The 24,430-nt window shown below is 67.9% G+C and carries 23 protein-coding genes; 4 read left to right on the top strand and 19 right to left on the bottom strand.

Features of this window, described 5'->3' with window-relative positions:
- Positions 1-51: 51 nt before the first annotated feature.
- The 9 genes from L5G28_RS06990 to mtrA form a co-directional block, all read right to left on the bottom strand.
- On the bottom strand, positions 52-1,500 hold the full coding sequence (locus L5G28_RS06990; protein WP_237000881.1) for a wax ester/triacylglycerol synthase domain-containing protein: 1,449 nt from the start codon (positions 1,498-1,500) through the stop codon (positions 52-54).
- Positions 1,501-1,573: 73 nt separating this feature from the next.
- Positions 1,574-2,053 (bottom strand): Rv3235 family protein, encoded by a 480-nt coding sequence (locus L5G28_RS06985; RefSeq protein WP_237000880.1) that lies wholly within the window; start codon positions 2,051-2,053, stop codon positions 1,574-1,576.
- Between the two features lie 90 nt (positions 2,054-2,143).
- Positions 2,144-3,094, bottom strand: a complete 951-nt coding sequence (locus L5G28_RS06980) for a DUF808 domain-containing protein (RefSeq protein ID WP_237000879.1) — start codon at positions 3,092-3,094, stop codon at positions 2,144-2,146.
- A gap of 54 nt (positions 3,095-3,148) precedes the next feature.
- A complete protein-coding gene (secA, locus tag L5G28_RS06975) occupies positions 3,149-5,908 on the bottom strand; it encodes a preprotein translocase subunit SecA (RefSeq protein ID WP_237000878.1) in 2,760 nt (919 codons plus the stop codon).
- Between the two features lie 228 nt (positions 5,909-6,136).
- Positions 6,137-6,874, bottom strand: coding sequence for a ribosome hibernation-promoting factor, HPF/YfiA family (hpf, locus tag L5G28_RS06970; protein ID WP_237000877.1), 738 nt, complete (start codon positions 6,872-6,874; stop codon positions 6,137-6,139).
- Between the two features lie 313 nt (positions 6,875-7,187).
- On the bottom strand, positions 7,188-7,886 hold the full coding sequence (locus tag L5G28_RS06965) for a ComF family protein (protein ID WP_237000876.1): 699 nt from the start codon (positions 7,884-7,886) through the stop codon (positions 7,188-7,190).
- A 63-nt stretch (positions 7,887-7,949) separates the two neighbouring features.
- Positions 7,950-9,677, bottom strand: a complete 1,728-nt coding sequence (locus L5G28_RS06960) for an LpqB family beta-propeller domain-containing protein (protein ID WP_237000875.1) — start codon at positions 9,675-9,677, stop codon at positions 7,950-7,952.
- Positions 9,674-11,281, bottom strand: a complete 1,608-nt coding sequence (mtrB, locus tag L5G28_RS06955) for an MtrAB system histidine kinase MtrB (protein WP_308191952.1) — start codon at positions 11,279-11,281, stop codon at positions 9,674-9,676. The genes L5G28_RS06960 and mtrB overlap by 4 nt, the downstream gene beginning before the upstream one ends.
- The gene (mtrA, locus tag L5G28_RS06950; protein ID WP_236996287.1) at positions 11,278-11,955 is read right to left on the bottom strand and encodes an MtrAB system response regulator MtrA; all 678 of its coding nucleotides are present in this window, start codon (positions 11,953-11,955) and stop codon (positions 11,278-11,280) included. Before mtrA ends, mtrB begins: the two co-directional genes overlap by 4 nt.
- A 108-nt stretch (positions 11,956-12,063) precedes the next feature.
- On the opposite strand from mtrA, the gene L5G28_RS06945 reads away from it, so the two are divergent.
- On the top strand, positions 12,064-12,699 hold the full coding sequence (locus L5G28_RS06945) for a dTMP kinase (protein WP_237000874.1): 636 nt from the start codon (positions 12,064-12,066) through the stop codon (positions 12,697-12,699).
- Between the two features lie 151 nt (positions 12,700-12,850).
- Here the strand turns inward: L5G28_RS06945 and ahcY are convergent, their stop codons facing one another.
- The 3 genes from ahcY to L5G28_RS06930 form a co-directional block, all read right to left on the bottom strand.
- Positions 12,851-14,341, bottom strand: a complete 1,491-nt coding sequence (gene ahcY / locus L5G28_RS06940; RefSeq protein WP_237000873.1) for an adenosylhomocysteinase — start codon at positions 14,339-14,341, stop codon at positions 12,851-12,853.
- Positions 14,342-14,439: 98 nt separating this feature from the next.
- Complete coding sequence (locus L5G28_RS06935) at positions 14,440-14,604, bottom strand: methionine/alanine import family NSS transporter small subunit (RefSeq protein ID WP_236996284.1); 165 nt, start codon at positions 14,602-14,604, stop codon at positions 14,440-14,442.
- A complete protein-coding gene (locus L5G28_RS06930; RefSeq protein WP_237000872.1) occupies positions 14,601-16,181 on the bottom strand; it encodes a sodium-dependent transporter in 1,581 nt (526 codons plus the stop codon). The genes L5G28_RS06935 and L5G28_RS06930 overlap by 4 nt, the downstream gene beginning before the upstream one ends.
- 223 nt (positions 16,182-16,404) lie before the next feature.
- On the opposite strand from L5G28_RS06930, the gene L5G28_RS06925 reads away from it, so the two are divergent.
- Complete coding sequence (locus L5G28_RS06925) at positions 16,405-17,538, top strand: LLM class flavin-dependent oxidoreductase (protein ID WP_236996282.1); 1,134 nt, start codon at positions 16,405-16,407, stop codon at positions 17,536-17,538.
- Positions 17,535-18,194: a CE1759 family FMN reductase gene (locus L5G28_RS06920; protein WP_237000871.1), complete on the top strand. Its 660-nt coding sequence runs from the start codon at positions 17,535-17,537 to the stop codon at positions 18,192-18,194. Before L5G28_RS06925 ends, L5G28_RS06920 begins: the two co-directional genes overlap by 4 nt.
- A gap of 81 nt (positions 18,195-18,275) precedes the next feature.
- On the opposite strand, the gene L5G28_RS06915 is transcribed toward L5G28_RS06920, so the two are convergent.
- The 6 genes from L5G28_RS06915 to L5G28_RS06890 are packed head-to-tail and all read right to left on the bottom strand — an operon-like array spanning position 18,276 to position 21,471.
- Entirely contained in the window at positions 18,276-18,569 is a 294-nt protein-coding gene (locus L5G28_RS06915) for a WXG100 family type VII secretion target (protein WP_236996280.1), read from the bottom strand.
- A 36-nt stretch (positions 18,570-18,605) separates the two neighbouring features.
- On the bottom strand, positions 18,606-18,923 hold the full coding sequence (locus L5G28_RS06910; RefSeq protein WP_237000870.1) for a WXG100 family type VII secretion target: 318 nt from the start codon (positions 18,921-18,923) through the stop codon (positions 18,606-18,608).
- A gap of 25 nt (positions 18,924-18,948) precedes the next feature.
- The gene (locus L5G28_RS06905; RefSeq protein WP_237000869.1) at positions 18,949-20,367 is read right to left on the bottom strand and encodes a hypothetical protein; all 1,419 of its coding nucleotides are present in this window, start codon (positions 20,365-20,367) and stop codon (positions 18,949-18,951) included.
- Positions 20,364-20,669: a type VII secretion target gene (locus L5G28_RS06900; protein ID WP_237000868.1), complete on the bottom strand. Its 306-nt coding sequence runs from the start codon at positions 20,667-20,669 to the stop codon at positions 20,364-20,366. Before L5G28_RS06900 ends, L5G28_RS06905 begins: the two co-directional genes overlap by 4 nt.
- Positions 20,666-21,049, bottom strand: coding sequence for a YbaB/EbfC family nucleoid-associated protein (locus L5G28_RS06895; protein WP_237000867.1), 384 nt, complete (start codon positions 21,047-21,049; stop codon positions 20,666-20,668). Before L5G28_RS06895 ends, L5G28_RS06900 begins: the two co-directional genes overlap by 4 nt.
- Complete coding sequence (locus L5G28_RS06890) at positions 21,046-21,471, bottom strand: hypothetical protein (protein WP_237000866.1); 426 nt, start codon at positions 21,469-21,471, stop codon at positions 21,046-21,048. The genes L5G28_RS06895 and L5G28_RS06890 overlap by 4 nt, the downstream gene beginning before the upstream one ends.
- A 102-nt stretch (positions 21,472-21,573) precedes the next feature.
- On the opposite strand from L5G28_RS06890, the gene L5G28_RS06885 reads away from it, so the two are divergent.
- Positions 21,574-22,986: a MinD/ParA family ATP-binding protein gene (locus L5G28_RS06885; protein ID WP_443669973.1), complete on the top strand. Its 1,413-nt coding sequence runs from the start codon at positions 21,574-21,576 to the stop codon at positions 22,984-22,986.
- 72 nt (positions 22,987-23,058) lie between these two features.
- Here L5G28_RS06885 and L5G28_RS06880 read toward each other — a convergent pair whose 3' ends face one another.
- Positions 23,059-24,330 carry an NAD(P)/FAD-dependent oxidoreductase gene (locus L5G28_RS06880; RefSeq protein ID WP_237000864.1) on the bottom strand — a complete coding sequence of 424 codons (1,272 nt, stop codon included), beginning with the start codon at positions 24,328-24,330 and terminating at the stop codon, positions 23,059-23,061.
- Positions 24,331-24,430: the final 100 nt, after the last annotated feature.

Raw genomic sequence — 24,430 nt, 5'->3', positions numbered from 1 at the left:
TCATGGTTTCTGGACTGTCACGGCTTCTGGGCTGTCACGGCTTCTGGGCTGTCACGGCTTCTGGGGCGGCAGGCCGACCGGTCCGGCATGGAGCAGTTCGTCGAACGACTCGACGAGGTAACCGGACATCGCAGGCAGGTCGGAGACGACGGCCCGGTCGGCCAGGAACGCGAACTGCACCGAGTCGCCGTACTCGTTCACGCTGATCGCCAGGGCGCGCTGCGTCGCGAGCGTCGGCACCGTGTACAGCTCCTCGATGCGGTGACCGTTCAGGAAGCGGCTCGACACCCCGTCGCTCCAGAAGATCGGTACGTTGTACGACCGCTGGAAGATGCTGCTGAACGCGCGGCTGGAGAACTCACCGAACGGCACCATGCCCAGCTCCGGGAGAAGCGGCTTCATCTCCGACGTCATCCGGCTCGTCGAGCCCGCGTATCGGTCGGCGAGACCGGCCACCTGCATCAGCCGGACGACCGGCGAGTCCTCGCCGACCGGCAGATCGGTGACGAACTCGGGTCCGCTCGCAGGCATCCACGAGCCCGGGCCGTCCGACGCGGTGTCGGAGTCGCGCGCCCGCAGGGGCACGATCACGCGGACCGTCTCACCGTGACCGACCGAATCGGTCACCGACAGCGACCAGCGACGCAGCACGCCGGCCACCGCTGCGAGCAGGACATCGTTGAAGGTGCAGTCGAACCGGGAGGCGATCCGCACGCAGTCCCGGCGGGGCACCGCGGCCGTGGCGAACAGCCGCGCCGACGTGGTGACGGTGTTGAGCGGACTGTCGGGTGCGGCGTCGACGAGCTGTTGGACGGTCGACGTCACCAGCCGGGCCGACTTGTCGGCGACCGACCAGATGTCGGCCACCGGACCGTTGCCACGCAACAACGAATCCACGAGATCCCGGGGACGCGTCATCGCCTCGGCGAGGGCCCCGACCGTCATGGAGACCTGCCCCGGCGGGTCGGTCGGCAGCCACAGGTCCTCGTCCAGCCTCCGGCCGGCCACGACGTCGTCGGTGACGGCCTCGCTCAGTTCGCAGTTGTCCGGCACGCCGAACAGGCAACGATGCGACTTAGTGAGGACAGCGACACGCCCGCCTTCGAGCCCTTCGATCAGATACATCTCCCAGAGTGGACGCGACCGGTCGAGAGGCCGCGACAACAACCGTGCGATCAGCTCCTCCAACTGCACGGACGCGCCCGGTTGCGGCAACGCGGAGAGCCGCACGTGGTAGGTGACGTCGAACTCGGGGTCGTCCACCCACAGCGGCCGACCGAGGCCGAGCGCGACCTCCTTCACGACCTGGCGGTACCGCGGTACGAGCTGCAAGCGGCGCTCCACCAGCGACACCAGCGATGTGTAGTCGAGTCTGCCGCCGCCTGCGGAGTCGGCGACACCGGACGGGTCGACGATCATCAGCGCACCGGTGAGCGCGCTCGTTCCTGCCCCGTCGAGGAAGTAGTACATCGCGTCTTCCGCCGACAATCGATTCACCATGATGCGTCGAGTCTAATGTCCCGCCCCTCGTCTGCGGGGCGAGAGACCGCCGCACGAACGCGCGCCGAACCCGTCACATGACGCCGAACTCGGTCATCGTCCACCGTTCGACCACGCCCCGGCCGGGAGAACGCACGCGCCGCACCTCGACGCGACCGGCGACCGCTCGCGTCCGCAGCCCGCGTTCCACCGTGCCGAAATAGTTCGCCGCGCGCGGCGACACCATCTGCAAGTGGATGCGGCGCAGACGCACCGTCGGACCGCGGACCGGGGCCCGAGCGACCGCATCCTCCCGTTTGCGCAGCGCGAGCACGATCTGCTCGAACACCTCCTCGGTGAGGACCGGTGACAGGTGCTCGCAGGGTCGTCGGCCGTCGAGCACCTCGAGGATCCGCTGCAGCACCGCGATGACGCAGGTGCGCGCCGCACGCGCCGCCTCGACCGGCGGGCCGCCCCTCGTGCGTGTCTCGGCAGTGCGTGTCTCGGCTGTGTAGGTGTCCGCGGCGGCTCGAGCCGCGACCGGTGTGATGGTGCCCATACTCTTTGGACGCACGCCGATCCACCCCGGTTCCATGACACGCCGCGTTCGGGCGTGTCATGCCAACACCGGTCGGTGCCATCAGGCACTAGATCCGAGATCAGCTCAGTGCGCGGACGCGCGCACCTTGCCGCGCAGGGATCCGACGCCGTGCACGATCGCGAGGACGATGCCTCCCCACAGCACGCCGAACACCGCGGACGCGAGGGTGTTCGCGATCCATCCGATCGCTGCGCCGATCGACGGGATCAGATCGTGGAACCAGTGCTCGATGTGGTGGACCACGTCGTACGGGAACGCCCAACCGAGTTCGTCTGCACCCTGCAGGACGATGTGTCCGCCGACCCAGCACATGGCGACCACGCCGACGGCGCTCAGCGTGGACAGCACCACCGGCATCGCGGTGACCAGACCTCGGCCGAATGCGGCGACGACCTTCGACTGGCGTGTCGCCAGCGCGAGACCGATGTCGTCCATCTTCACGATCAGCGCGACGACACCGTACACGAGGAGGGTGATCAGGAGACCGACGATCACCAGGATCACCGCGCGCGACACGAACGGCTCGTCGGCGACCTCGTTGAGCGCGATCACCATGATCTCGGCGGACAGGATGAAGTCGGTGCGGACGGCGCCGGACACCACGGCCTTCTCCTGCTCGGGGCCGACCTTGTCGACGGTCTCCTCGGCTTTTCCGTGCCCGGAGAGGAGTTCCCAGACCTTCTCCGCCCCCTCGAAGCAGAGGTAGGTGCCGCCGACCATCAGGATCGGCGTCAGCAGCCACGGCAGCCACTGGCTGAGTACCAACGCGACGGGCAGGATGATCAACAGCTTGTTGCGCAGCGACCCCTTCGCGATCTTGCCGATGATCGGCAGCTCGCGTTGCGGACGCACGCCGTGCACGTACCGGGGGGTGACGGCGGTGTCGTCGACGACGACGCCGATGGCTTTCGTGCTGGCCCGGCCGGTGGCCGCCGCGACGTCGTCCAACGACGCTGCGGCCATCTTGGCCAGTACGGCGATGTCGTCCAGAAGGGCGGCGAGTCCTGCGCTCATATCGACAAACAATAGCGCCCGGCAGCATCGGCTACCGGGCGCTGTCGTCGCAGGCTACTTCTTGCGGCGGTTGCGCCGCTCGGCTTCGCGCCGTTCACGACGACTGCCGGTCGCCGGAGCGGGCTGGTTCGCTGGAGCCGGAGCGGGCGCCACACCCGCGAGCTCCTGGGCCTGCGAATGGATCTCCGCCGCCCCGTCCTCGCCGGGGCCGCTGAACGTGTGGGTCGCGTCGTCGTCGGCGTCGGCGGAGTCCCCACCGAAGCCCGACAGCATGTCGCTGACACTCGTGCCGAGCGCCGGAGCCGGAGCCTCCACCTGGACCTGTGCGTTGAAGAGGATCGAGACAGTCTCTTCCTTCATCGCGTCGAGCATCGCGGTGAACATGTCGTAACCTTCGCGCTGGTACTCGACCACCGGGTCACGCTGCGCCATCGACCGCAGGTGGATGCCTTCGCGCAGATAGTCCATCTCGTACAGGTGGTCGCGCCACTTGCGGTCGAGGACCTGCAGGAGCACCGACCGTTCCAGATTGGCCATGCCCTCGTCACCTGCGATGCCGACGATCTCGTCGACGCGCTTGTCGTAGGCGGCGAGCGCGTCGTCGACGATCTTCTCGCGCAGTTCGCCCCGCGAGATGTCGTCGCGCTCGTCGAACTCGTTCGCGCCGACGACGTCCTTCGCGTCGAGCGAGATCGGGTACAGCTCCTTCAACGCAGTCCACAGGGTGTCGAGGTCCCAGTCCTCGGCGTAACCGACCGCGGTCGCACCGTCGACGTACGCGCCGACGACGGTGGACACCATGTCGCGGATCTGGTCGCGGTGGGTCTCCCCTTCGAGGATGTCGCGGCGTTCGCCGTAGATCACCTTGCGCTGGGAGTTCATCACCTCGTCGTACTTGAGGACGTTCTTGCGGATCTCGAAGTTCTGTTCCTCGACCTGCGTCTGTGCGCTGCGGATGGCTCGCGTGACCATCTTCGCCTCGATCGGCACGTCTTCGGGCAGGTTGACGCGGGTCATGATCGATTCGAGGGCCGCACCGTTGAATCGGCGCATCAGCTCGTCGCCGAGCGACAGGTAGAAGCGCGACTCACCGGGGTCGCCCTGGCGGCCGGACCGGCCGCGCAGCTGGTTGTCGATGCGGCGCGACTCGTGGCGTTCGGTGCCGAGCACGTAGAGGCCGCCCGCCTCGCGGACGTCGTCGGCTTCGGCGGTCGCTGCTTCGCGCGCGACCGTGATCGCCTCATCCCACGCGGCCTCGTACTCGTCGGATGTGTTCACCGGGTCGAGTCCGGCCTTGCGCAGGCGGGTGTCGGCGATGATGTCCGGGTTTCCGCCCAGCACGACGTCGGTGCCTCGACCGGCCATGTTCGTGGCGACGGTGACGGCGGCGAGACGTCCGGCCTCCGCGACGATCTGGGCTTCCTGCTCGTGGAACTTCGCGTTGAGGACCGAATGGTCGACGCCTGCCTCCCCGAGCTTCTGCGACAGATACTCGGACCGTTCGACGCTGGTGGTGCCGATGAGGACGGGCTGTCCCTTGGCGTGCCGTTCGGCGACGTCGTCGACGACGGCGGCGAACTTGGCCTCTTCGGTCTTGTAGATGAGGTCGGCGCGGTCGGCGCGAACCATCGGCCGGTTCGTCGGGATCGGCACGACGCCCAGCTTGTAGATCTGCTGGAATTCGGCTGCCTCGGTCTCGGCGGTACCGGTCATGCCCGACAGCGTGTCGTAGAGGCGGAAGTAGTTCTGGAGCGTGATCGTGGCGAGAGTCTGGTTCTCCGCCTTGATCTCGACGCCTTCCTTCGCTTCGATCGCCTGGTGCAGACCCTCGTTGAACCGTCGGCCGTCGAGCACACGACCAGTGAACTCGTCGACGATGAGGACTTCGCCCTTGCGGACGATGTAGTCCTTGTCGCGGTGGAACAGTTCTTTGACCTTGATCGAGTTGTTCAAGTAGCTGACGAGCTGCGAGTTCTCCGGCTCGTACAGGTTCTCGATACCCAGGCGGTCCTCGACGAACGCGACACCGGACTCGTGGACGCCGACGGTCTTCTTCTTGATGTCCACCTCGTAGTGGACGTCCTTCTCCAGGAGCGGCGCGATTCGCGCGAACTCGCCGTACCACTTGCTCGACGAATCCGTCGGGCCGGAGATGATGAGTGGCGTACGAGCCTCGTCGACGAGGATCGAGTCGACCTCGTCGACGACGGCGAAGTTGTGGCCGCGCTGGACGAGTTCCTCGAGCGAGTGCGTCATGTTGTCGCGAAGGTAGTCGAAGCCGAACTCGTTGTTCGTGCCGTACGTGATGTCGGCGGCGTAGGCGGCACGACGCTGATCCGGCGACATGCCGGTGAGGATCACGTCGGTCTCGAGTCCGAGGAAGCGGTGGACGCGTCCCATCCACTCGGAGTCGCGCTTGGCGAGGTAGTCGTTGACGGTGACCACGTGCACGCCCTTGCCCGACAGTGCGTTCAGGTAGGCGGGCAGCACACAGGTCAGGGTCTTGCCCTCACCGGTCTTCATCTCCGCGATGTTGCCGAAGTGCAGCGCGGCCCCACCCATGATCTGCACGTGGAAGTGCTTCTGGTCCAGGACGCGCCAGGCGCCTTCGCGGGCGACGGCGAACGCCTCGAGGAGGATGTCGTCGAGCGTCTCCCCGTCGGCCAGACGCTTCTTGAACTCGTCGGTCTTCCCGCGCAGCTCGGCGTCGCTGAGCGCCTCCATCTCGTCAGAGAGCGCCTCGACGCTCGTCGCGTACGAATCCAGTCGCTTGACCAGACGTCCTTCGCCGAGTCGGAGCAGCTTGTTGAGCAACGGTAATCCTCTTGGTAGGCGGTCGAGTTCGCCGCCGGCCGACCGCAGAAGCGGCAACAGACCGGACAGACCTACCCCTCATGGTACGGGGCGCGCGCACACAGGCGTGTCGCGCACACTGCTAAAGCGTGTCTCGTCGGCCACGCAGACGACGAACCGGCCGCCCCCGAACGGTGCGGGGACGGCCGGAACGAGCCGGACCAGGCCAGTCTGATCAGGCGAGTCTGATCAGGCCAGTCTGATCAGGCCGTAGTCGAAGGCATGACGCCGGTAGACGACCGACGCCTTGTCGGTCTCCGAATCGTGGAACAGGAAGAAGTCGTGGCCGACCAGTTCCATCTCGTAGAGCGCGTCGTCGACGGTCATCGGGGACGCCGTGTGGTCCTTGACGCGGACCACTTGGCCGGGACGGTACTCGTCGTAGCCGTCGTCCCACGGGTCGGCCGCGTCGTCGAGTTCACCGACTTCGGCGATCGGCGGCATCGCCTCTGCCGACGCCTCAGCGAGCGACGTCGCCCGGTGTTGGCCGTCCTTGCGGATCTGCTTACGACGCTTGGAGCGGCGCAGCCGCTTCTGCAGTTTGTCGAAGGCGAGTTCGGTCGCGGCATAGAAGTTCTCGCCGGTTCCCTGCGCGCGAATGACGGGGCCGCGGCCGACGGCCGTCACCTCCACCACTTCGCTGTCCTTCGCTCGGCGAGGGTTGGGTTCGTGGTAGAGGACGACGTCGAACCGGAAGATCGAGTCGTCGAAGTGCTCGAGGCGGGAGAGTTTGTCACCGAGATATGCGCGGAAGTGATCGGGTATCTCCACATTGCGCCCGTTCCAGGACACGTCGGCCTTCGGAACGGACAGCTCTCCCGCGTTCGACGAACTCACCGGCGGCGTGAAGGCTGCGGACTGTTGCTCTCGTGACTGCGGCTCGGGACCCTTCGGTTCGCGCTGACCCTTGCGGTGAACGACCGTCATATCGAGTTCCTCCTCTGAATGCTCCCACTCGGGGCGAACCCGGGCGGGAAACCGATTCGCTTGGCGCACTGCACGGCTCTGTTCTCATCAGAAGCCTCGTGCGCAGCAGTGCAACGGGCACATCTGGCAGCGACGTCTCCGGCGACGGCAGGCACTCGTCAGGCTCGGAGAAAAGGTGCGTCACCTCCCGGCACTCGACGTTCATCACTGCCACTTCCGAAGGTATCCGCAAACTCACGTTCCGGCCACAGTTTCGTGATTCACCGCGACATGTGTCCGCTATTCGCACCCCGTCAGGCCCGGATTCGTACCGTCAGGCCCCGGCCAGCACCGCCACGACGTCCACGACGATCCCCGCGGCGGCCAGTCTGCGGATCGACGCGGCGGCCGTCGCACCCGTGGTGAGGACATCGTCGACGAGGACGACGACGGTGTCGTCGTCGAGCGCGGCGGCGGGCGGCGTACGGGACAGGTCGATCGACCCCGCCAGGTTGGCCGCCCGCGCCCCCGCGCCGAGTCCCGCGGAGTCGCGGGCGAGCGGCGCGGTCGCCAGGAGCGGCAGCACGCGGGCGCGCGGGCCAAGGAGACCGGTGGCCGACGCGGCGACGGCGGCCACCGGGTCGCCTCCGCGCCGACGCGCGGCGGACGCCTTCGTCGGTGCCGGGATCAGTGCCAGACGTCGGCCCGACGGCAGGTCGCCCCACTGCGCCAACGTCAGCAGCGCTGCGGCGAGCCCGTCGCCGAGGATCGGCGCGAGGTCGCGTCGTCCGTGCTCCTTGAGAGCGAGCACCGCCGCGCGCAGCGGACCGTCGTACCGTCCCACAGCCCACGCCGGAGCGTCGACCTCGACGCGCGGCGCCAACGCACGGGGCGCGTCGTGCAGTTGCGCGTCGCACACCGGGCACCACGGTGTGCCCGGCCGACCGCATCCGCCGCACACGAGGGGCACGGCGAGGTCACCGACGGCGGCGGCGACGCCACGCAGCGCTCGTAACGGCCCGACGGATCTCATCCCCTGATCATCGTCGACGACGGCCGGTGCGTCAGCCGCGCCATCCACAGGGCGAGCGCGGGTTCAGCCCGCGGGAACGACCGGCACGGTGCCCGAATCCATGTCGGGGCTCACTCCCGTCCAGTACTGGTCCGGCCGACCGGCGCCGATGCCCAGTTGTTGCACACCCTGGGTGTCGCCGACGTAGACGGTCTCCTCGCTGGCCGCGACCGACGACAGCGGCGGTTTGAGGTTGCCCGCCACGAGCCCGACGGACGGTCCGCCCGCGAGCGCTATCCGCATGACCGGCGACTCGGTGCCCGCTCGCACCGCGTACAGGACCGACGGGCCCGACCAGGCGATGTCGTCGACATCGGTGTCGATGTCGACGGCTGCGGGCCGCACTCCGGTCAACGACGGGATGCCGCGCTCGTTGATCGAGACGACCGCCAGCACCGGACGCCCGGCGACTACGAGCGCGACGCGCACGCCGTCGGGCGAGACGCTCATCGCGGTGATCGGTCCCGGAGCCTTCTGAGTCACTTCGGTGACGTCGAGGTCGATGGTGCCCGCGGTCCCCTGGGCGTCCAACGACCACTGGATCGGCCTGCCGTCGACGATCGCGTACCCCTCGCTCGGCTCGGCGCCGTACGACGGCGACGTCACCTCCCGGCCTGCGGCGACCTCGACCGGAGGTGCGCCGTACGGGCCCTCCACCAGGACTTCACGCGACCGACGTGCCAGGACCGCTGCCGCCCGCGACATGTCGACGGTCACTGCGGCGGCCCGCACCTCCCGAGTGGCGCCCAGCGGTCCGGGAATCGGAATCGCGTGCCCGGCCGTAGACCGGACGAGCGCGCCCTCGTACACCAGGTGCAACGGCGGCGGCCCGCTGTCCGGATCGGCGTCGAACGACTGGACGTCGGCGGTCCGCCACCCGCCGTCGTGCCCGGGGACCAGTGGGGCGCCGTCGGCGTTCAACACGTACGTGCCGGTGATCCCCGCACCGTTGAGCGTCCAAATCAGCTGTGCCGCGAGCACCGTCCGGTTGCGGGTGTCGTCGTCGGTCACGTTCTCCACGTCGACGGTGACCGTGTCGCCGTCGACGACGACGGGCCCCGACAGCGTCGCGCCCTTGTCCGCGCCCGTGCCGACCGCTCCGGCGAGGTCGGACGCCGGGCCGCGAAGCAGCATGCCGACGACGTCGGTCGCGACCGGGCTCGGACCGAACATCCATCGCGGATCGGTGACCAGTCGGCTCATGGTGCGGTCGGGGAAGTACAGATCCACCTGTCGGTACGCGGTGAGGAACTGCGCGCGATCGGTGATGGCTCCGCGCGGCAGGTCGCCTGCGATCCGCCAGGCTCCGCGGACCCGGGTCAACGACAGCGGCACGACCATCGGACCCGTCGCGGGAAGCAGTTGTCCGGTCGGCGTGAGCGTGCCGACCTTGTCGGCGGTGATCCGCAACCGGACGGCGTCCTCGGTGCGTTCGTCGACGACCACGCCGACATTGTCGACGACGGTCGTGTCCCCCTGGTCGTCCCAGCGGCCCGATGCCGCCGTCGTCAGGAACTTGCGTGCGGCCCGGTGCCCGGAACTCGGGTCGGCCATCGCCTTGAGCACATTGCGCGCCAGCGTCTCCGGATCGTCGCTGCGACGCGGGACGGGCACGGCGTTGAGCGGGTCCTTCCGGTCGAACACTTCGATCGGCTGCGGGGACGACGAATCGGGCACTGCGACACAGCCGGTCGACACCGCGGTGGCGACCACGAGAAGGCAGGCGACGACAGTGCGAGCGATGCGCTTCACTTGTTCACCTCCGTGGTCGACTTGAGCGGCAGCGGGCTGCCGAGCAGTTTGTGTCCGCGCAACAGCGGGAGCGTCAGGCGGAAGCACGAGCCGAGTCCAGGTTCGCCCCAGGCCTCCAACCGTCCGGCGTGCAGGCGCGCGTCCTCGATGCTGATCGCCAGCCCGAGGCCGGTGCCGCCGGAGCGCCGCACCCGCGACGGGTCCGACCGCCAGAACCGATTGAACACCAACTTCTCCTCGCCCGGCCGCAAGCCGATCCCTTGATCGCGCACGGTGATCGCGACGGCGTCGCCGTCGGACCGCATCGTGAGCGTGACGGGTCGGTGTTCGCCGTGGTCGATCGCGTTGGCGAGCAGGTTCCGCAGGATGCGCTCCACGCGGCGCGGATCGATCTCGGCGATCACCGGCTCGGCGGGCAGATTGACGATCAGTTCGGTGTCCGATTCGGCGGCCAGGTGGGTCACCGTCGACACCGCACCGTCGATCGGGATCGCGACGTCCATCCGCTCCGCGGCGAGGTCGGCCATGCCCGCATCGTGGCGGGAGATCTCGAGGAGTTCGGTGAGCAGCGTCTCGAACCGGTCGAGTTCCTTCGACAGCAGTTCCACCGATCGTCGCTGCATCGGGTCGAGTTCGTCACGACTCTCGTACAGGATGTCGGCGGCCATCTTGACCGTCGTCAACGGGGTGCGGAGTTCGTGGCTGACGTCGCTGGTGAACTGGCGTTGCAGGCCGCCGAACTCCTCCAGGTGCGTGATCTGGTTCGACAGGCTCTCCGCCATGTCGTTGAAGCTGACGGCCAGCCGCGCGAACTCGTCGTCGCCGTTGACCGGCATCCGTTCGGTGAGCCTGCCGTCGGCGAACCGCACAGCGATGCGGGACGCCGACCGCAGCGGCGCGATGACCTGCCGCGACACCAGCCACGCGATCGCGGCGAGCAGTCCGAGGAGGACGATGCCCGCCACCAGCAGGGTGCCGCGGACCAGGGCGACGGTGTTCGCTTCGCCGCTCAACGGGAAGACGAGGTACAACTCAAGGTCTTGCAGCGGTGACTCCACCGGGGTGCCGACGACGAGCGCTGGCACGGTGTCGCCGTCGCGGTCGACGGAGGTGTACTGGTAGGCGACCTGTCCGCCGCCGACCATCGACCGCAGCGACCGCGGGATCTCGTCGATCGGTCCTACCGACAGCCCCGCGCTGACCGATCCGCGGTCGCCGATGGTCAGTACGCTGTCGAACGTTCCGACGCCCGGCGACTGCGCGGTCTCCGCGTCTGCGTCGGACAACAGGGCCCGGGCGCGAGCCATCAGGTTCTGCGCGGACGAGCTGCTGTCGGATGAGCTCAGGATGCGTTCGACGGCTCCGCGTGCACGGTCGACCTCTTCGGTGGCCGCCGCCTGCTTCGCGTCGAGCAGGCTGCCGGTGATCTGGCTGATGAGCAGGAATCCGAGGACCAGCAGGACCACGATCGACAACACCATCGTCGACACGACGACCCGCAGCTGGAGCGAACGCGACCACATCGCGCCGAACGCGCGGCCGACGGAGCGGGCCGCGCGTTGAAGTCGTGCGATGGACCGATTGAACCGGCGCCGACCGTTCACGGCGGACCGGCCTTGTAGCCCACCCCTCTCACCGTGAGCACGATCTCCGGGTTCTCCGGGTCGGTCTCGACCTTGGCGCGCAGACGCTGGACGTGGACGTTCACCAACCGAGTGTCCGCCGGATGACGGTATCCCCACACCTGCTCGAGCAGAACGTCCCGCGTGAACACCTGCCGCGGCTTGCGGGCGAGTGCGACGAGCAGGTCGAACTCCAACGGTGTCAACGAGATCGGCACCTCGTCGCGGGTCACCTTGTGCGCCGGGACGTCGATCTGCACCGGTCCGATCGCGAGCAGCTCGGCGGGTTCGTCGTCGGTGCGACGGAGCCGAGCACGGATGCGCGCGACGAGTTCCTTCGGCTTGAACGGCTTCACCATGTAGTCGTCGGCGCCGGACTCGAGCCCGAGGACGACGTCCACGGTGTCCGACTTCGCGGTCAACATGACGATGGGGACACCGGAGTCCGAACGCAGCACACGACACACGTCGATCCCGTTCATCCCCGGCAGCATCAGGTCCAACAGGACCAGGTCGGGGCGTACTTCACGGACCGCGGTGAGGGCCTGCGTCCCGTCGCCGACGACGAACGGCTCGAAACCTTCGTTGCGAAGCACGATGGTCAGCATCTCGGCGAGAGCAGCGTCGTCGTCGACGACCAGGATGCGGGGCTTCATGGGAACCCATGGTGTCACCTCCACTCCCCGAACTGGTTCCGACTCGCCGAAGGAGCCCCGACGACTGCTTGCGCTGCGGTCCGCCGGTCAATCCGTAGACTGTCAGCCGTGGGCATCCTGGTGGCAATCGAAGGTCTTGACGGAGCCGGCAAGAGAACGATCGTCGGCCGTATCCACGACGCAGCGACCGCACGCGGTGCCCGCACCACCACTTTCACCTTTCCCCGGTACGGCGAGTCGATCACCGCCGACCTCGCGTCGGAGGCCCTGCACGGCGAGCACGGGGACCTGCCCGACAGTGTGTACGGGATGGCCGTGATGTTCGCGCTCGACCGCGCGGCCGCAGGCCCCGCACTGCAAGCGGCGTGCGGAGACCACGACCTCGTCCTGTGCGACCGGTACGTCGCGTCGAACGCCGCCTACAGTGCGGCGCGCCTCGGCGAGCCGATCGGCGCGTCGCCGGTCGTCGACTGGGTCACCGGCCTCGAGTTCGGCCGGTTCCGCCTGCCGACCCCCGACCACCAGTTGTTGCTCGGGGTTCCGCCGGAGGTCGCGATGACGCGGGCGTCCGGGCGGGCCGCCACCGACGCCGACCGACCGGTCGACCATTACGAACGCGACGCCGACCTGCAGTCGGCCGTCTATCGAGCGTATTCGGATCTGGCCGCGACCGGCTGGATGTCGCCGTGGTCGCACGCCGCCGACGACGCGGCGGTCGCCGCCGTCATCGACCTGCTCGGGTAGGAATGGGACTTTTCACATTCGGCGAGCCCACGAAACCTACACCGCTGGCACCGAGCACCGAGCCATAGACCGATGCACGCCCCCAGCGGGGTAGGTTTCGCACGCGGGGCACAGATCGGATCGGCCGATCCGATCTGCCCCGGCCGGTGACTCAGTAGCGGTAGTGCTCGGGCTTGTACGGGCCTTCGACGTCGACGCCGATGTACTCGGCCTGTTCCTTGGTCAACTTGGTCAGGGTGCCGCCGAGCGCCTCGACGTGGATCTTGGCGACCTTCTCGTCGAGATGCTTGGGGAGGCGGTACACCTCGTTGTCGTACTCGTCCTTCTTGGTCCACAGTTCGATCTGCGCGATGACCTGGTTCGAGAAGCTGTTGCTCATGACGAACGACGGGTGGCCGGTCGCGTTGCCGAGGTTGAGCAGACGCCCCTCCGACAGCACGATGATCGAGTGTCCGTCTTCGAACACCCACTGGTCGACCTGCGGCTTGATGTTGATCCGGGTCATTCCCTCAGCGGATTCGAGGCCTGCCATGTCGATCTCGTTGTCGAAGTGGCCGATGTTGCCGAGGATGGCCTGGTTCTTCATCTTCGTCATCTGCTCGAAAGTGATGATGCCCAGGTTGCCCGTCGAGGTGATGACGATGTCGGCGTTGCCGATCGCGTCATCGACGGTGACGACGTCGAAGCCGTCCATCAGGGCCTGCAGCGCGTTGATCGGGTCGACCTCGGTGACCTGGACGCGAGCGCCCTGACCGGCAAGCGACTCAGCGCAGCCCTTACCGACGTCGCCGTACCCGCAGACGAGGGCCTTCTTGCCGCCGATGAGGACGTCGGTGCCACGGTTGATGCCGTCGATCAGCGAGTGGCGGGTGCCGTACTTGTTGTCGAACTTGCTCTTGGTGACCGAGTCGTTGACGTTGATCGCCGGGAAGCTGAGATCGCCCGCCGCTGCGAACTGGTACAGACGCAGCACACCCGTCGTGGTCTCCTCGGTGACACCCTGTACCGACTCGGAGACGGCCGTCCACTTGCCCGCGTCGGCGGCCAGCGACTTGCGCAGCAATTCCAGGAACACCTTGTACTCGGCCGGGTGGCTCTCGTCGGTCGGCGGGACGACACCGGCCTTCTCGAACTCGGCGCCACGCAGGACGAGCATGGTGGCGTCGCCGCCGTCGTCGAGGATCATGTTCGCGGGACGCGGCTCGCCGTCGGCGCCGGCCGGCCAGGTGAGCATCTTCTCCGCTGCCCACCAGTACTCTTCGAGGCTCTCACCCTTCCACGCGAACACCGGCACGCCCGCGGGCGCGTCCTCGGTGCCGTGCGGGCCGACGACGATCGCGGCCGCGGCCTCGTCCTGGGTGGAGAAGATGTTGCACGAGGCCCAGCGGACTTCGGCGCCGAGCGAGGTCAACGTCTCGATGAGGACGGCGGTCTGCACGGTCATGTGCAGCGATCCGGAGATACGCGCGCCCTTGAGCGGTGCGACGTCGGCGTATTCACGACGCAGTTCCATCAGGCCCGGCATCTCATGCTCGGCGAGACGAATCTCCTTGCGGCCGTACTCGGCGAGCGACAGGTCGGCGACCTTGAACTCGACTCCGTTGATGGTCTGGCTGGTCATGGCGTCCGAAGGCGCTGTCATCTGATCCCTCTCAGGTTTTACGTCGTTGACAGTCAAACGGTACCGGCAACCCGTCGAAGGGCCACCGGTACCGTGTCCAGGATTTCAGAGTATCGCGGTCACCCGGACGAGCCGGGACCACCGTCGCCCAGCGGCGCGGGGTCATCGGGGTCGCGCAGGTCGGCGACTTCCGGGTACCGGCGAATGAAGATCACGCTGGCGACCAAGCCGCCCCACACGATCAGCGACGCCACAACGAGCATGATGATCGCGGTGGTGCTCATCGTTGATTCTCCTTAGTCTTCACGCTTGCTTTCTGCGTGACTCCCAACTCGGGCCACGGCCGGAAGCCCGGATCGTCGCGCCCCTTCCAGGCGAAGAGCGGCCCGACGATCGCGAACAGGACGAGCAGGACGAGCGTGCCCCACCCGAACACTCCGACGAACCAGGTCGGGTAACCCTCGTACCCTTCGGTGATCAGGTCGATGAGTTTGTCGACCAAGATGATGCCCAGGAAGATCGGCGCGTACAGGCCGATCACGAACACCCACCACTTGCCGACCTTGAACGTCGAGACGGCGCTCAGATGCAGGCGGAGCTCCTCGATATTGCGCATGACCCACACCGAGAGCACACACATCACGATGGCGGAGAACACGATCCCGACGTTGTTCGAGAAGGCGTCGACAGTGTCCAGGGTGTAGAGGCCGGTGGTCGTCGAGAACAGCGCGAAGGAGATGATCGCGGCGACGACGCCGACCGTGACTGCCGCCGTTCGACGGTTGAGACCGAACTTCTCCTGAACGGCCGCGGAGACACCTTGGACGATGGAGACCAAGGATGTGAAGCCCGCGATCACCAGTGCCCCGAAGAAGAGGGCGCCGAACAGCGCGCTGCCCGGCATCTCCGATATGACGGCGGGGAACGTGACGAAGGAGAGGATCGGACCGGTCAGGCCTTCCAGCTCGCCTACCTGAATGTTGGACTGGTGCGCGAGGAAACCCAGGGCGGAGAACACCCCGATGCCCGCGAGGAGTTCGAACGACGAGTTCGCGAACCCCACGACGAGCCCCGACGACGTCATGTTCGCCTTGCGTCGCTGGTACGACGCATACGAGATCATGATGCCGAATGCGATCGACATGGAGAAGAAGATCTGGCCATACGCGGCGATCCACACCGAGAGGTCGCCGAGCGCGTTCCAGTCCGGGGTGAACAGTGCGTTCAGACCGTCGGAGGCGCCGGGGAGGGTCACCGACCGGATCACCAACGCGCCGAAGCCGATCACCAGAAGCGGGATTCCGAAGACGTTGAGTTTCTCGACGCCCTTAGCGACGCCCATCGCCAGCACTGCGACGATGGCGACCCAGACTCCGACGAGCGGCCACGCGACGCCTGCGACCAGTTCCGATGAGACGCCGACCTCATCGGGCAGCTTGAGGTACTCGCCGGTGAAGAATTCCGCTGGGTCGTCGCCCCACTTGGTGCCGAAGGAGAAGTAGAAGAAGCTCAGCGCCCAGGCGATGATCACCGCGTAATACACGGAGATGACGAACAGCAGTCCCACCTGGAACCAGCCCATCCCCTCCGCTTTGCGCTTCATGCGCCGGAAGGCGAGCGGCGGCGCGCCGCGATATCGGTGGCCGATCGCGTAATCGAGGAACAGCACCGGTATACCGACCGACAGCAGCGCGATCAGGTACGGAATGAGGAACGCGCCGCCGCCGCTCTCGTACGCGACACCGGGGAACCGCCAGATGTTGCCGAGGCCCACCGCGGAACCGATCGCCGCCATGATGAAGCCGCTGTTACTGGTCCACGACTCCCTCGCGGCACCGCTCCTGGGCTGCACTTCAGTCAAGGCGTGGCCCCTTTCGTAGTTCAAAACTGATGCGAACCTATCGCATCGACCTCAAGTGTCCGACCGCATTGCCAACACTGACGCGAGACGACAGTATTCACCGGGCTCGAGGAGCATCCGTCGACACACCGGCCTGACTCGAGGAATTAATCGGACCACGGTCCGGTTATGCTCGATGACACGCTCGGACACAACGCGGAGCGCACAGGAAAGCGAGAGGTCAATGCAGTTCGGGATCTTCAGCGTCGGCGATCTGACCGCCGACCCCACCACCGGAACCACGATCAGCGAGCACGAGCGGATCAACGCGATCACCGCCATCGCGCTCAAGGCCGAGGAGGTCGGACTGGACGTCTTCGCGACCGGCGAGCACCACAACCCGCCGTTCGTACCGAGTTCGCCGACCACGCTGCTCGGCTGGATCGCCGCACGTACCGAGACGCTCAAGCTGTCGACGGCGACGACACTCATCACCACGAACGATCCGGTGAAGATCGCCGAAGACTACGCGATGCTGCAGCATCTGTCCGACGGCCGGATCGATCTGACGTTGGGCCGAGGTAACACCGGCCCCGTGTATCCGTGGTTCGGCAAGGACATCCGCAAGGGCATCCCGATGGCCGTCGAGAACTACCACCTGCTGCGGCGTCTGTGGCGGGAGGACTCGGTCGACTGGCAGGGCGAGTTCCGTACGCCGCTGCAGGGATTCACGTCGACCCCGGCGCCCCTCGACGCCACCCCGCCGTTCGTGTGGCACGGTTCGATCCGGTCTCCGGAGATCGCCGAACAGGCAGCCTTCTACGGCGACGGGTTCTTCCACAACAACATCTTCTGGAATACCGAGCACACCGAACAGATGGTGAATCTGTACCGGCAGCGCTTCGAACACTACGGTCACGGGAGCGCCGACCAGGCGATCGTCGGTCTCGGCGGCCAGGTGTTCATGGCCGGAACCGAGGCCGAGGCGAAGCGACGTTTCCGGCCGTACTTCGACAACGCACCCGTGTACGGGCACGGTCCGTCGTTGGAGGAGTTCGCCGAGATGACACCGCTGACGGTCGGCACACCCGAGCAGGTCATCGCCAAGACGTTGACCTTCGCCGACTATGCGGGTGACTACCAGCGCCAACTGTTCCTCCTCGACCATGCGGGCTTGCCGCTCGAACTGGTGTTGGAGCAGGTCGAGATGCTGGGTCGCGACGTGGTGCCGACGCTGCGCGCCGAGTTCGAGCGTCGTCGTCCGTCGCATGTGCCGTCCGACCCGCCGACGCACGCAAGTCTCGTCGCGGCAGGCCCGGACAGCGCACACCGCCGAGTGATCCCGAATGAGGCCGTCGCCGCGGGAGCCGACCGATGACGCGGCGAGTGGTGGTCGTCAACGCCGGAGTGTCGGCGGCGTCATCGACCAAACTGTTGGCCGAGCAGCTGGCAGGCGCCGTCGACGCCGCGGTGTCGGCGCGCGGCGAGCAGGTGCAGATCGACTACATCGACGTGTCCCCGCTCGCTCGGGACCTGGCGACCGCGATCACCTCGGGTGTGCCGTCCGCCGAGGTGCGTGCGGCGCACGACGTGGTGGCCGACGCCGACGGGTTGATCGTCGCGACCCCTGTGTTCACCGCGTCGTACAGCGGCATCTTCAAGATGTTCTTCGACACGCTCGACCCCGATGCGATCACCGGGGTTCCGGTTCTCGCGGCAGCCACCGCGGGCACCGCGCGCCACTCGTTGGTGATCGATCACGCGATCCGTCCTCTGCTCGCCTATCTGCGGGCCGATGTGCTGCCGACGGGTGTGTTCGCGGCGACCGACGACTTCGGGGCGCCCGAGCTCGGCGACCGCATCTCACGGGCGGGAGCCGAACTGGCACAACGTCTCGTGTCCGACGGAGTAGTCGCCGGATTCGGCGGCCCCACCGACGCCGGGTCTGCTCCTCGCCGCAGCGGTCGCAGCAACGATCTGGGCCCGGTGACGGACTTCGCGACCCTGTTGAACGGCCACACCGGGCAGACGTGATCCGTCTGCCCGGCCGCGCCGAGCCCGATGCCTGCGCCGCATCCCCCGACGAATGCAGCACCGGCGGTCAGGCACCGCTGGTCAGGCGCCGAAGGTACGGCTGACGCGCAGGTCGGTCTCACGCATCTGCGTCGCCGCACGCTGCACGCCGACGCCGAGGCTGTCGAGTCGGGTCCGTGCGTCGCCGAACAGCCGGTCCCACTGGGCCTGCGCCTGCTGGTACGACACCGCACCACCGGAATCCCAATGGCTGGCCAACGCGGTCACCTGCTTCTTCAGTTGCCCCGACAGCTCTTCGAGTCGCTGGAACTGGCCTCGCAGGTCACCCGACAGCGTGTCGAGCCCGGCGAAGTTGTAACGGATCACTCCGGACATGTGGTTCTCCCCCTCTGATCGTTGAATCTGCGACGCTTACAGCGCCAGCGTCCCGTTGCCCGAGCCGCCGACCATCGTGGCCGCCGTCGCGTCTTCGTCGTCGTATCCGCGGAAGCCGGTCGTCAGCTTCGCCTCGATCTCGTCGAGCGCGTGCTGCAGTCTGGTTGCGGTCCCGTGCCAGTCGGCGTGCGATCCGCCGAAGGCGTTGGACGCCTTGCCGTCCCAGGTGCTCTGCCCGGTGCCGGCCGCCGACTGGATCCGGCTGATGATCCCCTGCATCTCGCCCACGATCCCTTTGATCGACGCCGTCGACGCCTGGGAGGCGCCGAGGTCGACGTTGAGTCCTGTCGTCATACGATCTCCTTCTCTCTGTGCCGGATCAGACGGATCCGGCGAGGTCTGTGCGCACCGTGTCGAGGCGGAGTCCGACATCGACCCCGAACGGTTGCGCGAGCAGCGCCGACAGTTCGTCGGCGGGGTCGGCTTCGGCCGGTTCGGCGACGACGGCCGCCGGGTCGGCGAGTCGGAGACCGCTGCTCTCGGCGGAGCGCGCCGCACCCATCGCCGCGACGGGCGCCATCGGTGCTCCGCCGCCCACCACCCCGGAGGAGACAGGCGAGACGGACGTCGTCGACGAGGACGTCGTGGTGTCCGGGGCGACCGAGGCGTTGGTGGTTGTCGGCCGATCGGCCAACTCGATCGGTGGTTCGGCGGCGGCGACGCTCGGCACTGCGCCACTCGCATTGACGGTGGCAGCCGGCCGCATGGTCGTCTTCGACGCTGTCGTGTCCGATCCGGTCGACGTGGTGGTCGTCGGACCGGTGGTCGTAGTGGCAGCAGGGCTGGTTGTCGACGGTTCACACGCCGCGCAGCAGGGTGCGCCAGTCGTTCCCGTGGTCCCAGTCGTTCCCGTCGTGCCGGTCGTTCCCGTCGTGCCGGTCGTTCCCGTCGAGCCGTCGCTCACACCGAGCAGACCGCCGACGACCTGGACGCCTGCGTCGAACAGCGGACCGGCCTTCTGCAGCAGCGACGACAAGGTGTCTCCAGACAGCGCGGTCGGCGCGTCCGACACCGCCACCGGGGTGCCGACCGCGCTGATGTGGGCGGTCGGCGCAGTGAGCTGCGCGCGGGTGTCGGCGACGACTGCGAGTCCTTCCGTGAGACCTTCGGCGGCGATGCCCAGGGCCGCGACCTGGCCGGCCGGCGTCACCAGCGTCGGCGCTGCGGCCGCGAGCAGTCCGACGGTCTTCGCGACGACGCCCTGTAGGGCGGCCGTGCCCGCCGCGACGATCGCGGCGGCTGTCTGCACATCGGCGGCCATCGCCGTCCCCTGCGCGGCGATCTGCTCCGATTGGCCTGCGGTCCGTGTCGCGGTGCCGACCGCTGCGGTAGCCGCTTTCCCCGTCCAGTCGGTTCCGACGCTCGAGATCGCACTCAGGATCGTCGACGCACCAGACTGCAGCAGCCCGGCGAGGCTCCCCAACGATTCCACCGGGTTCGCCGCCCCCGACAGGCTTCCCGATCCGAACGTGCCGAGGAGGTCGACGATCGGTTTGACCAGCGCGGTCGGGTCCAGTCCGGGCAGGGTCGGCACGGCGGGCAGGTCGAATTCGGACAGGTCGGGAAGGCCGATGCTCGACGGCGCGGTCAACGACGGCAATCCGAGGTCGGTCAGCACGTCGGCGACGGGTGTGTCCAGGAAGGCGGTGAGCCCCGTCGGTTCCAGCACCTGTCCCATCGTGACGCCGCCGGTGGAGCCCGTCGCGGTCGACGCCGCGGGCTCGTCGCAGACGGTCATCGTGAGCTCACGCCGGTGGCGGCGGCCTCGTCGGCGGCCGAGAACCCGGCGAGACCGGCGGCCGTCGCAGCGGCTGTGCCCGTGTGCACCGCTGCGAGACGCCCCACGGCCTGCAGATGGTTGGTCTCGGCGACCGCGTACGCGGCGAGGAACTCCTGACCGATGAGGCCGAACGCCGCCGCCAGCATCGCGGCCTGAGCTGCGTCGACCGTCATCGCCCCGGCGGTCGCCGCGCCCAGAGTTCCTGACATCGCTCCGAACGCCGCGATCCCTGCGGGCACCACATCGACCTGACCACTCATGACTCCCCCTCTGTTACCGGCTCTCGAAAGGTTGGACGCAGCGACGGGCTGTTCGGTTCCACCGACTCGCCGGTGAGGTCGGCGAACTCGGCGAACTCGGCGACGAACTCCGACATGATCTCGGCACGCTCGGCGAACGCCTGGGTCGCGGCGCGCACCGCTGTCCGCACGATCGCATCGGCCAGTGCCGCGGGCCGCCCGTTCCCCGCCCCCGGCGCCAACTGCAGTCCGGTCATCGCGCCCGACACGTCGACGTGCACGATCACGCGTCCGTCGTCGCCGGTCTCCTGGACGGTCAGCGCGTTCAGCTTGCGTTGGACGTCTTCGAGCATGTCGAGTTGCCGTTCGGCCGTGCGTTGCACCTCGTCCATCACGCTCATCGCCGACTCCTCGCGGTGCGCGCCCGACCCGCGTCCGCGGCGTCCTCCGAGGCGAGGAGGTCGGCGCGTGACGGCAGGCCCAACAGCGCGAGCGTCTCCTCGGACACGCCGTCGGCGGCCAGCGTCGTCCGACGCCGCACTCCGGCGGTGACGCCCGCGAGACGACACAGCGCGAGGATGTCGGCGGCGAGGTCGGACGGATCGCGCCTGCACTGTGCCGGTTCGAGTCTCATCGCGACCGGCAGCCCGGTCGGCGTACAGGTCACGGCGATCCCGCCGCCGCGCGAACGCACCGTGGTGACGCCTTCGGGCTGCACGTGGTCTGGGTTCACGTGGTCTGGGTTCACGTGGTCTGGGTTCACGTGGTCTGGGTTCACGTGGTCTGGGTTCACGTGGTCTGGGTTCACGTGGTCTGGGTTCACGTGGTCTGGGTCAGCCTGTCCAGGTGTTTTCTCGGTCTCCATGAAAGGTCAGACGCACGCCGACCGCTTTCGGTTCCATCGATCTTCTTTCGGGCGAGTCGCCTGACGGCAGGCGTAGCGTTCGGCTCCACCGCGTCAGAGCACGCTCACCCAGCCGCAGCGAAGGGACCCGCCATGACCACCGACATCGCCACGCCCGGCGGCACCGGCCCGTACGACGCCGACACTCCGCCGTGGCTGGTCGGACCACCGCTGGTCGGACCACAGCTGGTCGGACCACGACCCGGGCAGGTCGACGACGCCGACGACGCACCGGTCGGCGAAGTCGACCTGTCGGGGATCGTGCCGCCGCCCACACCTGCGGTCCCCCCGCGACCGCCACTCGCCCAGCACGGCGTGGGGCCGCAGCAGGCAGCCGCGCCGACACCGGTCTACCGTCCTGCACCCCAACCCGTCCCGCCCCAACCCTCCCCGTCCCAGTCCTCCCCGCCCCAGTCCGCCCCGCGACAACCCGCTCAGCCACCGCCCCTGCGACAGCGGCCCGTTCAGCCCCGACCGTCCGGGCAGCGGTCGGGTCCCGCGCTCGACGAGGTCGGGTTGATCCGCAAGGCACGACGCCCGCCGGTCCGAGGTTGGCGCCGAGCCGTCCACACGTTGAGCGGGGGTGCCGTGAACCCCGGCGAGTCGTCGGCGGAACTGGAATACCGTGACCTGCTCGACCACGTCCGCCAACCGGTCCGCGGCGACTACCGGATCGCCGTGCTCTCGCTCAAAGGCGGCGTCGGCAAAACCACCACGACGATCGGGCTGGGTTCGACGTTCGCCTCGCTGCGCGGCGACCGGGTGATCGCGGTGGACGCCAACCCCGATCTCGGCACGCTCGCCCAACGCGTGCCACTACAGACGCAGTCCACCGTCCGGGACCTGCTGGCCGACCCCGTCGTCGCCCGCTACTCGGACGTTCGCGCCCATACCTCGCAGGCGCCGAGCCGACTGGAAGTCCTGGCGTCCGAGCGGGATCCGGCCGCCGCTGAAGCGTTCGACGAGGACGAGTACCGCGGGGTCATGTCGATCCTGCAGCGGTTCTACAACATCATTCTGACCGACTGCGGCACCGGTATGAGTCACAGCGCGATGCGCGGTGTACTCGATCTCGCCGACGCGATCGTTCTGGTCAGCTCGCCTGCGCTCGACGGAGCACGCAGCGCAGGCGCCACCCTCGACTGGCTCGGCGGCCACGGGTTCGGGCACCTGATCGCGCGCAGCGTCGTCGTCCTCAGTTCTGCACGACCGGGTGCGTCGTCGATCGACGTCGACGACCTGACCAGGCATTTCCTGACGCGCTGCCGCGCCGTCCACGAGATCTCGTTCGACGATCATCTCGCGGAAGGCGCCGACATCGATCTCGAACTTCTCGGCAAGCGCACTCGTCGAGCCTTCGTCGAACTGGCCGCGACGATCGCCGACGACTTCGGCGGCACCGTGCTGCGACGTCATCCGCCTTTCGAGGGGTGAGGCGGCGACGTGCAGCGGCCTGGAGACGCATCGGGGCGACCTCCAGGCCATGCGGCACGAGAGCGGCTGACCTCAGGCGGCTCTCTCTGCGCCACGCGGCCGGCGGGGCGACTCGCTCGCCGGCGCGGCCGCCGCGACCTGGGCGAAGCCGGGCCTGGCACGGCCGGCGAAGGCCTTGAACCAGGAGGCGATCGCGGCCACCCGGTTCCGGAATCCGACCAGGTAGAACAGGTGGACGGCCAACCAGGTGAACCAGCCGAGCACGCCGGTCAGCTTGATGCCGAACGGAGCGTCGACGACAGCGTTGTGCCGGTTGACGACGGCCATGCTGCCCTTGTCCAGGTAGACGAACTCGGTGCCCGCGGCCTTCTTCCCGCGGATCACGTCGGCGACGTGACGGCCCTGCTGCATGGCGACCGGGCTCTGCCCCGGGTAGCCCTTCAGGCTCGTCATGTCACCGATGGCGAAGACGTCGTCCCGGTCGCCGACCGTGAGGTCGTCGTCGATCAGAAGTCGGCCCGCGCGATCGGTGGCGCAGCCCGTCACCTCGGCGAGGACTCCGGCCAGTCCGGTCGCCTGCACACCCGCGGACCACACGATGGTCGCCGCGCGCAACACGCGATCCTCGTCGCCGCTGTGGACGGTGACCTCGACGCCGTCGATATCGGTGACGAAGGTGTCGGTGAGAACCTCGATGCCCGTCTTCTCCAACGTCTTTCGGGCGAACGCCGACAGCTTGCCGCCGTACACGGGAAGCAGGTCGCCCGCGCCCTCGACGAGATAGACGACGGCGGGCACCTCGGTGAAGTGGCGGGTGCTCAACTCGCGGATCTGCCCGGCGATCTCGACGCCGGTCGCACCGCCGCCGACCACCACGAAGGTGTGCGCCTCGGCGTCGTCGGCGGGCGCGGCAAAGCACTCGAGCAAGTGGGCGCGCAAGGCGACGGCGTCGTCGAGCGACTTCAACGAGAATGTGCGGTCGGCCCACTCGTCGTGCCCGAAGTATCCCTGCGCGACGCCGGCAGCGGCGACGAGACGGTCGTAGCCGACCTGCTCGTCACCGTCGTCGGTGCGGTAGGTGACGACCTTGCGATCGACGTCGATGTCGGTCACGTACCCGCGGACCACCGACACGGACTCTTTGGACTCGAGGACGTCGCCGATGTTCGGCGCGATCTCCTCGGTCGGCAACACTCCGGTCGCCACTTGATACAGCAGCGGCTGGAACAGGTGCTCGTCGGTCGCCGAGATCAGCAGCGTGTCGATCTTCGACTTCGCCAGACGCTTCGCGACGGCGAGCCCGCCGAAACCCGATCCGATGATCACCACGTCGGTCCTGCGCATGTTCCCTGCTCCTCTCGAGTCGGTGTGCCTCTCCCACCAGGTTGCTAGAACTCAGATCGATCAACAAGGTCAGCGAACAGGCATTCTCTTGTACTTACGA

The organism is Gordonia liuliyuniae, from assembly GCF_021739025.1.
Classification (GTDB): Bacteria; Actinomycetota; Actinomycetes; order Mycobacteriales; family Mycobacteriaceae; genus Gordonia; species Gordonia liuliyuniae.
This window is presented reverse-complemented; position numbering and strand designations above follow the sequence as displayed.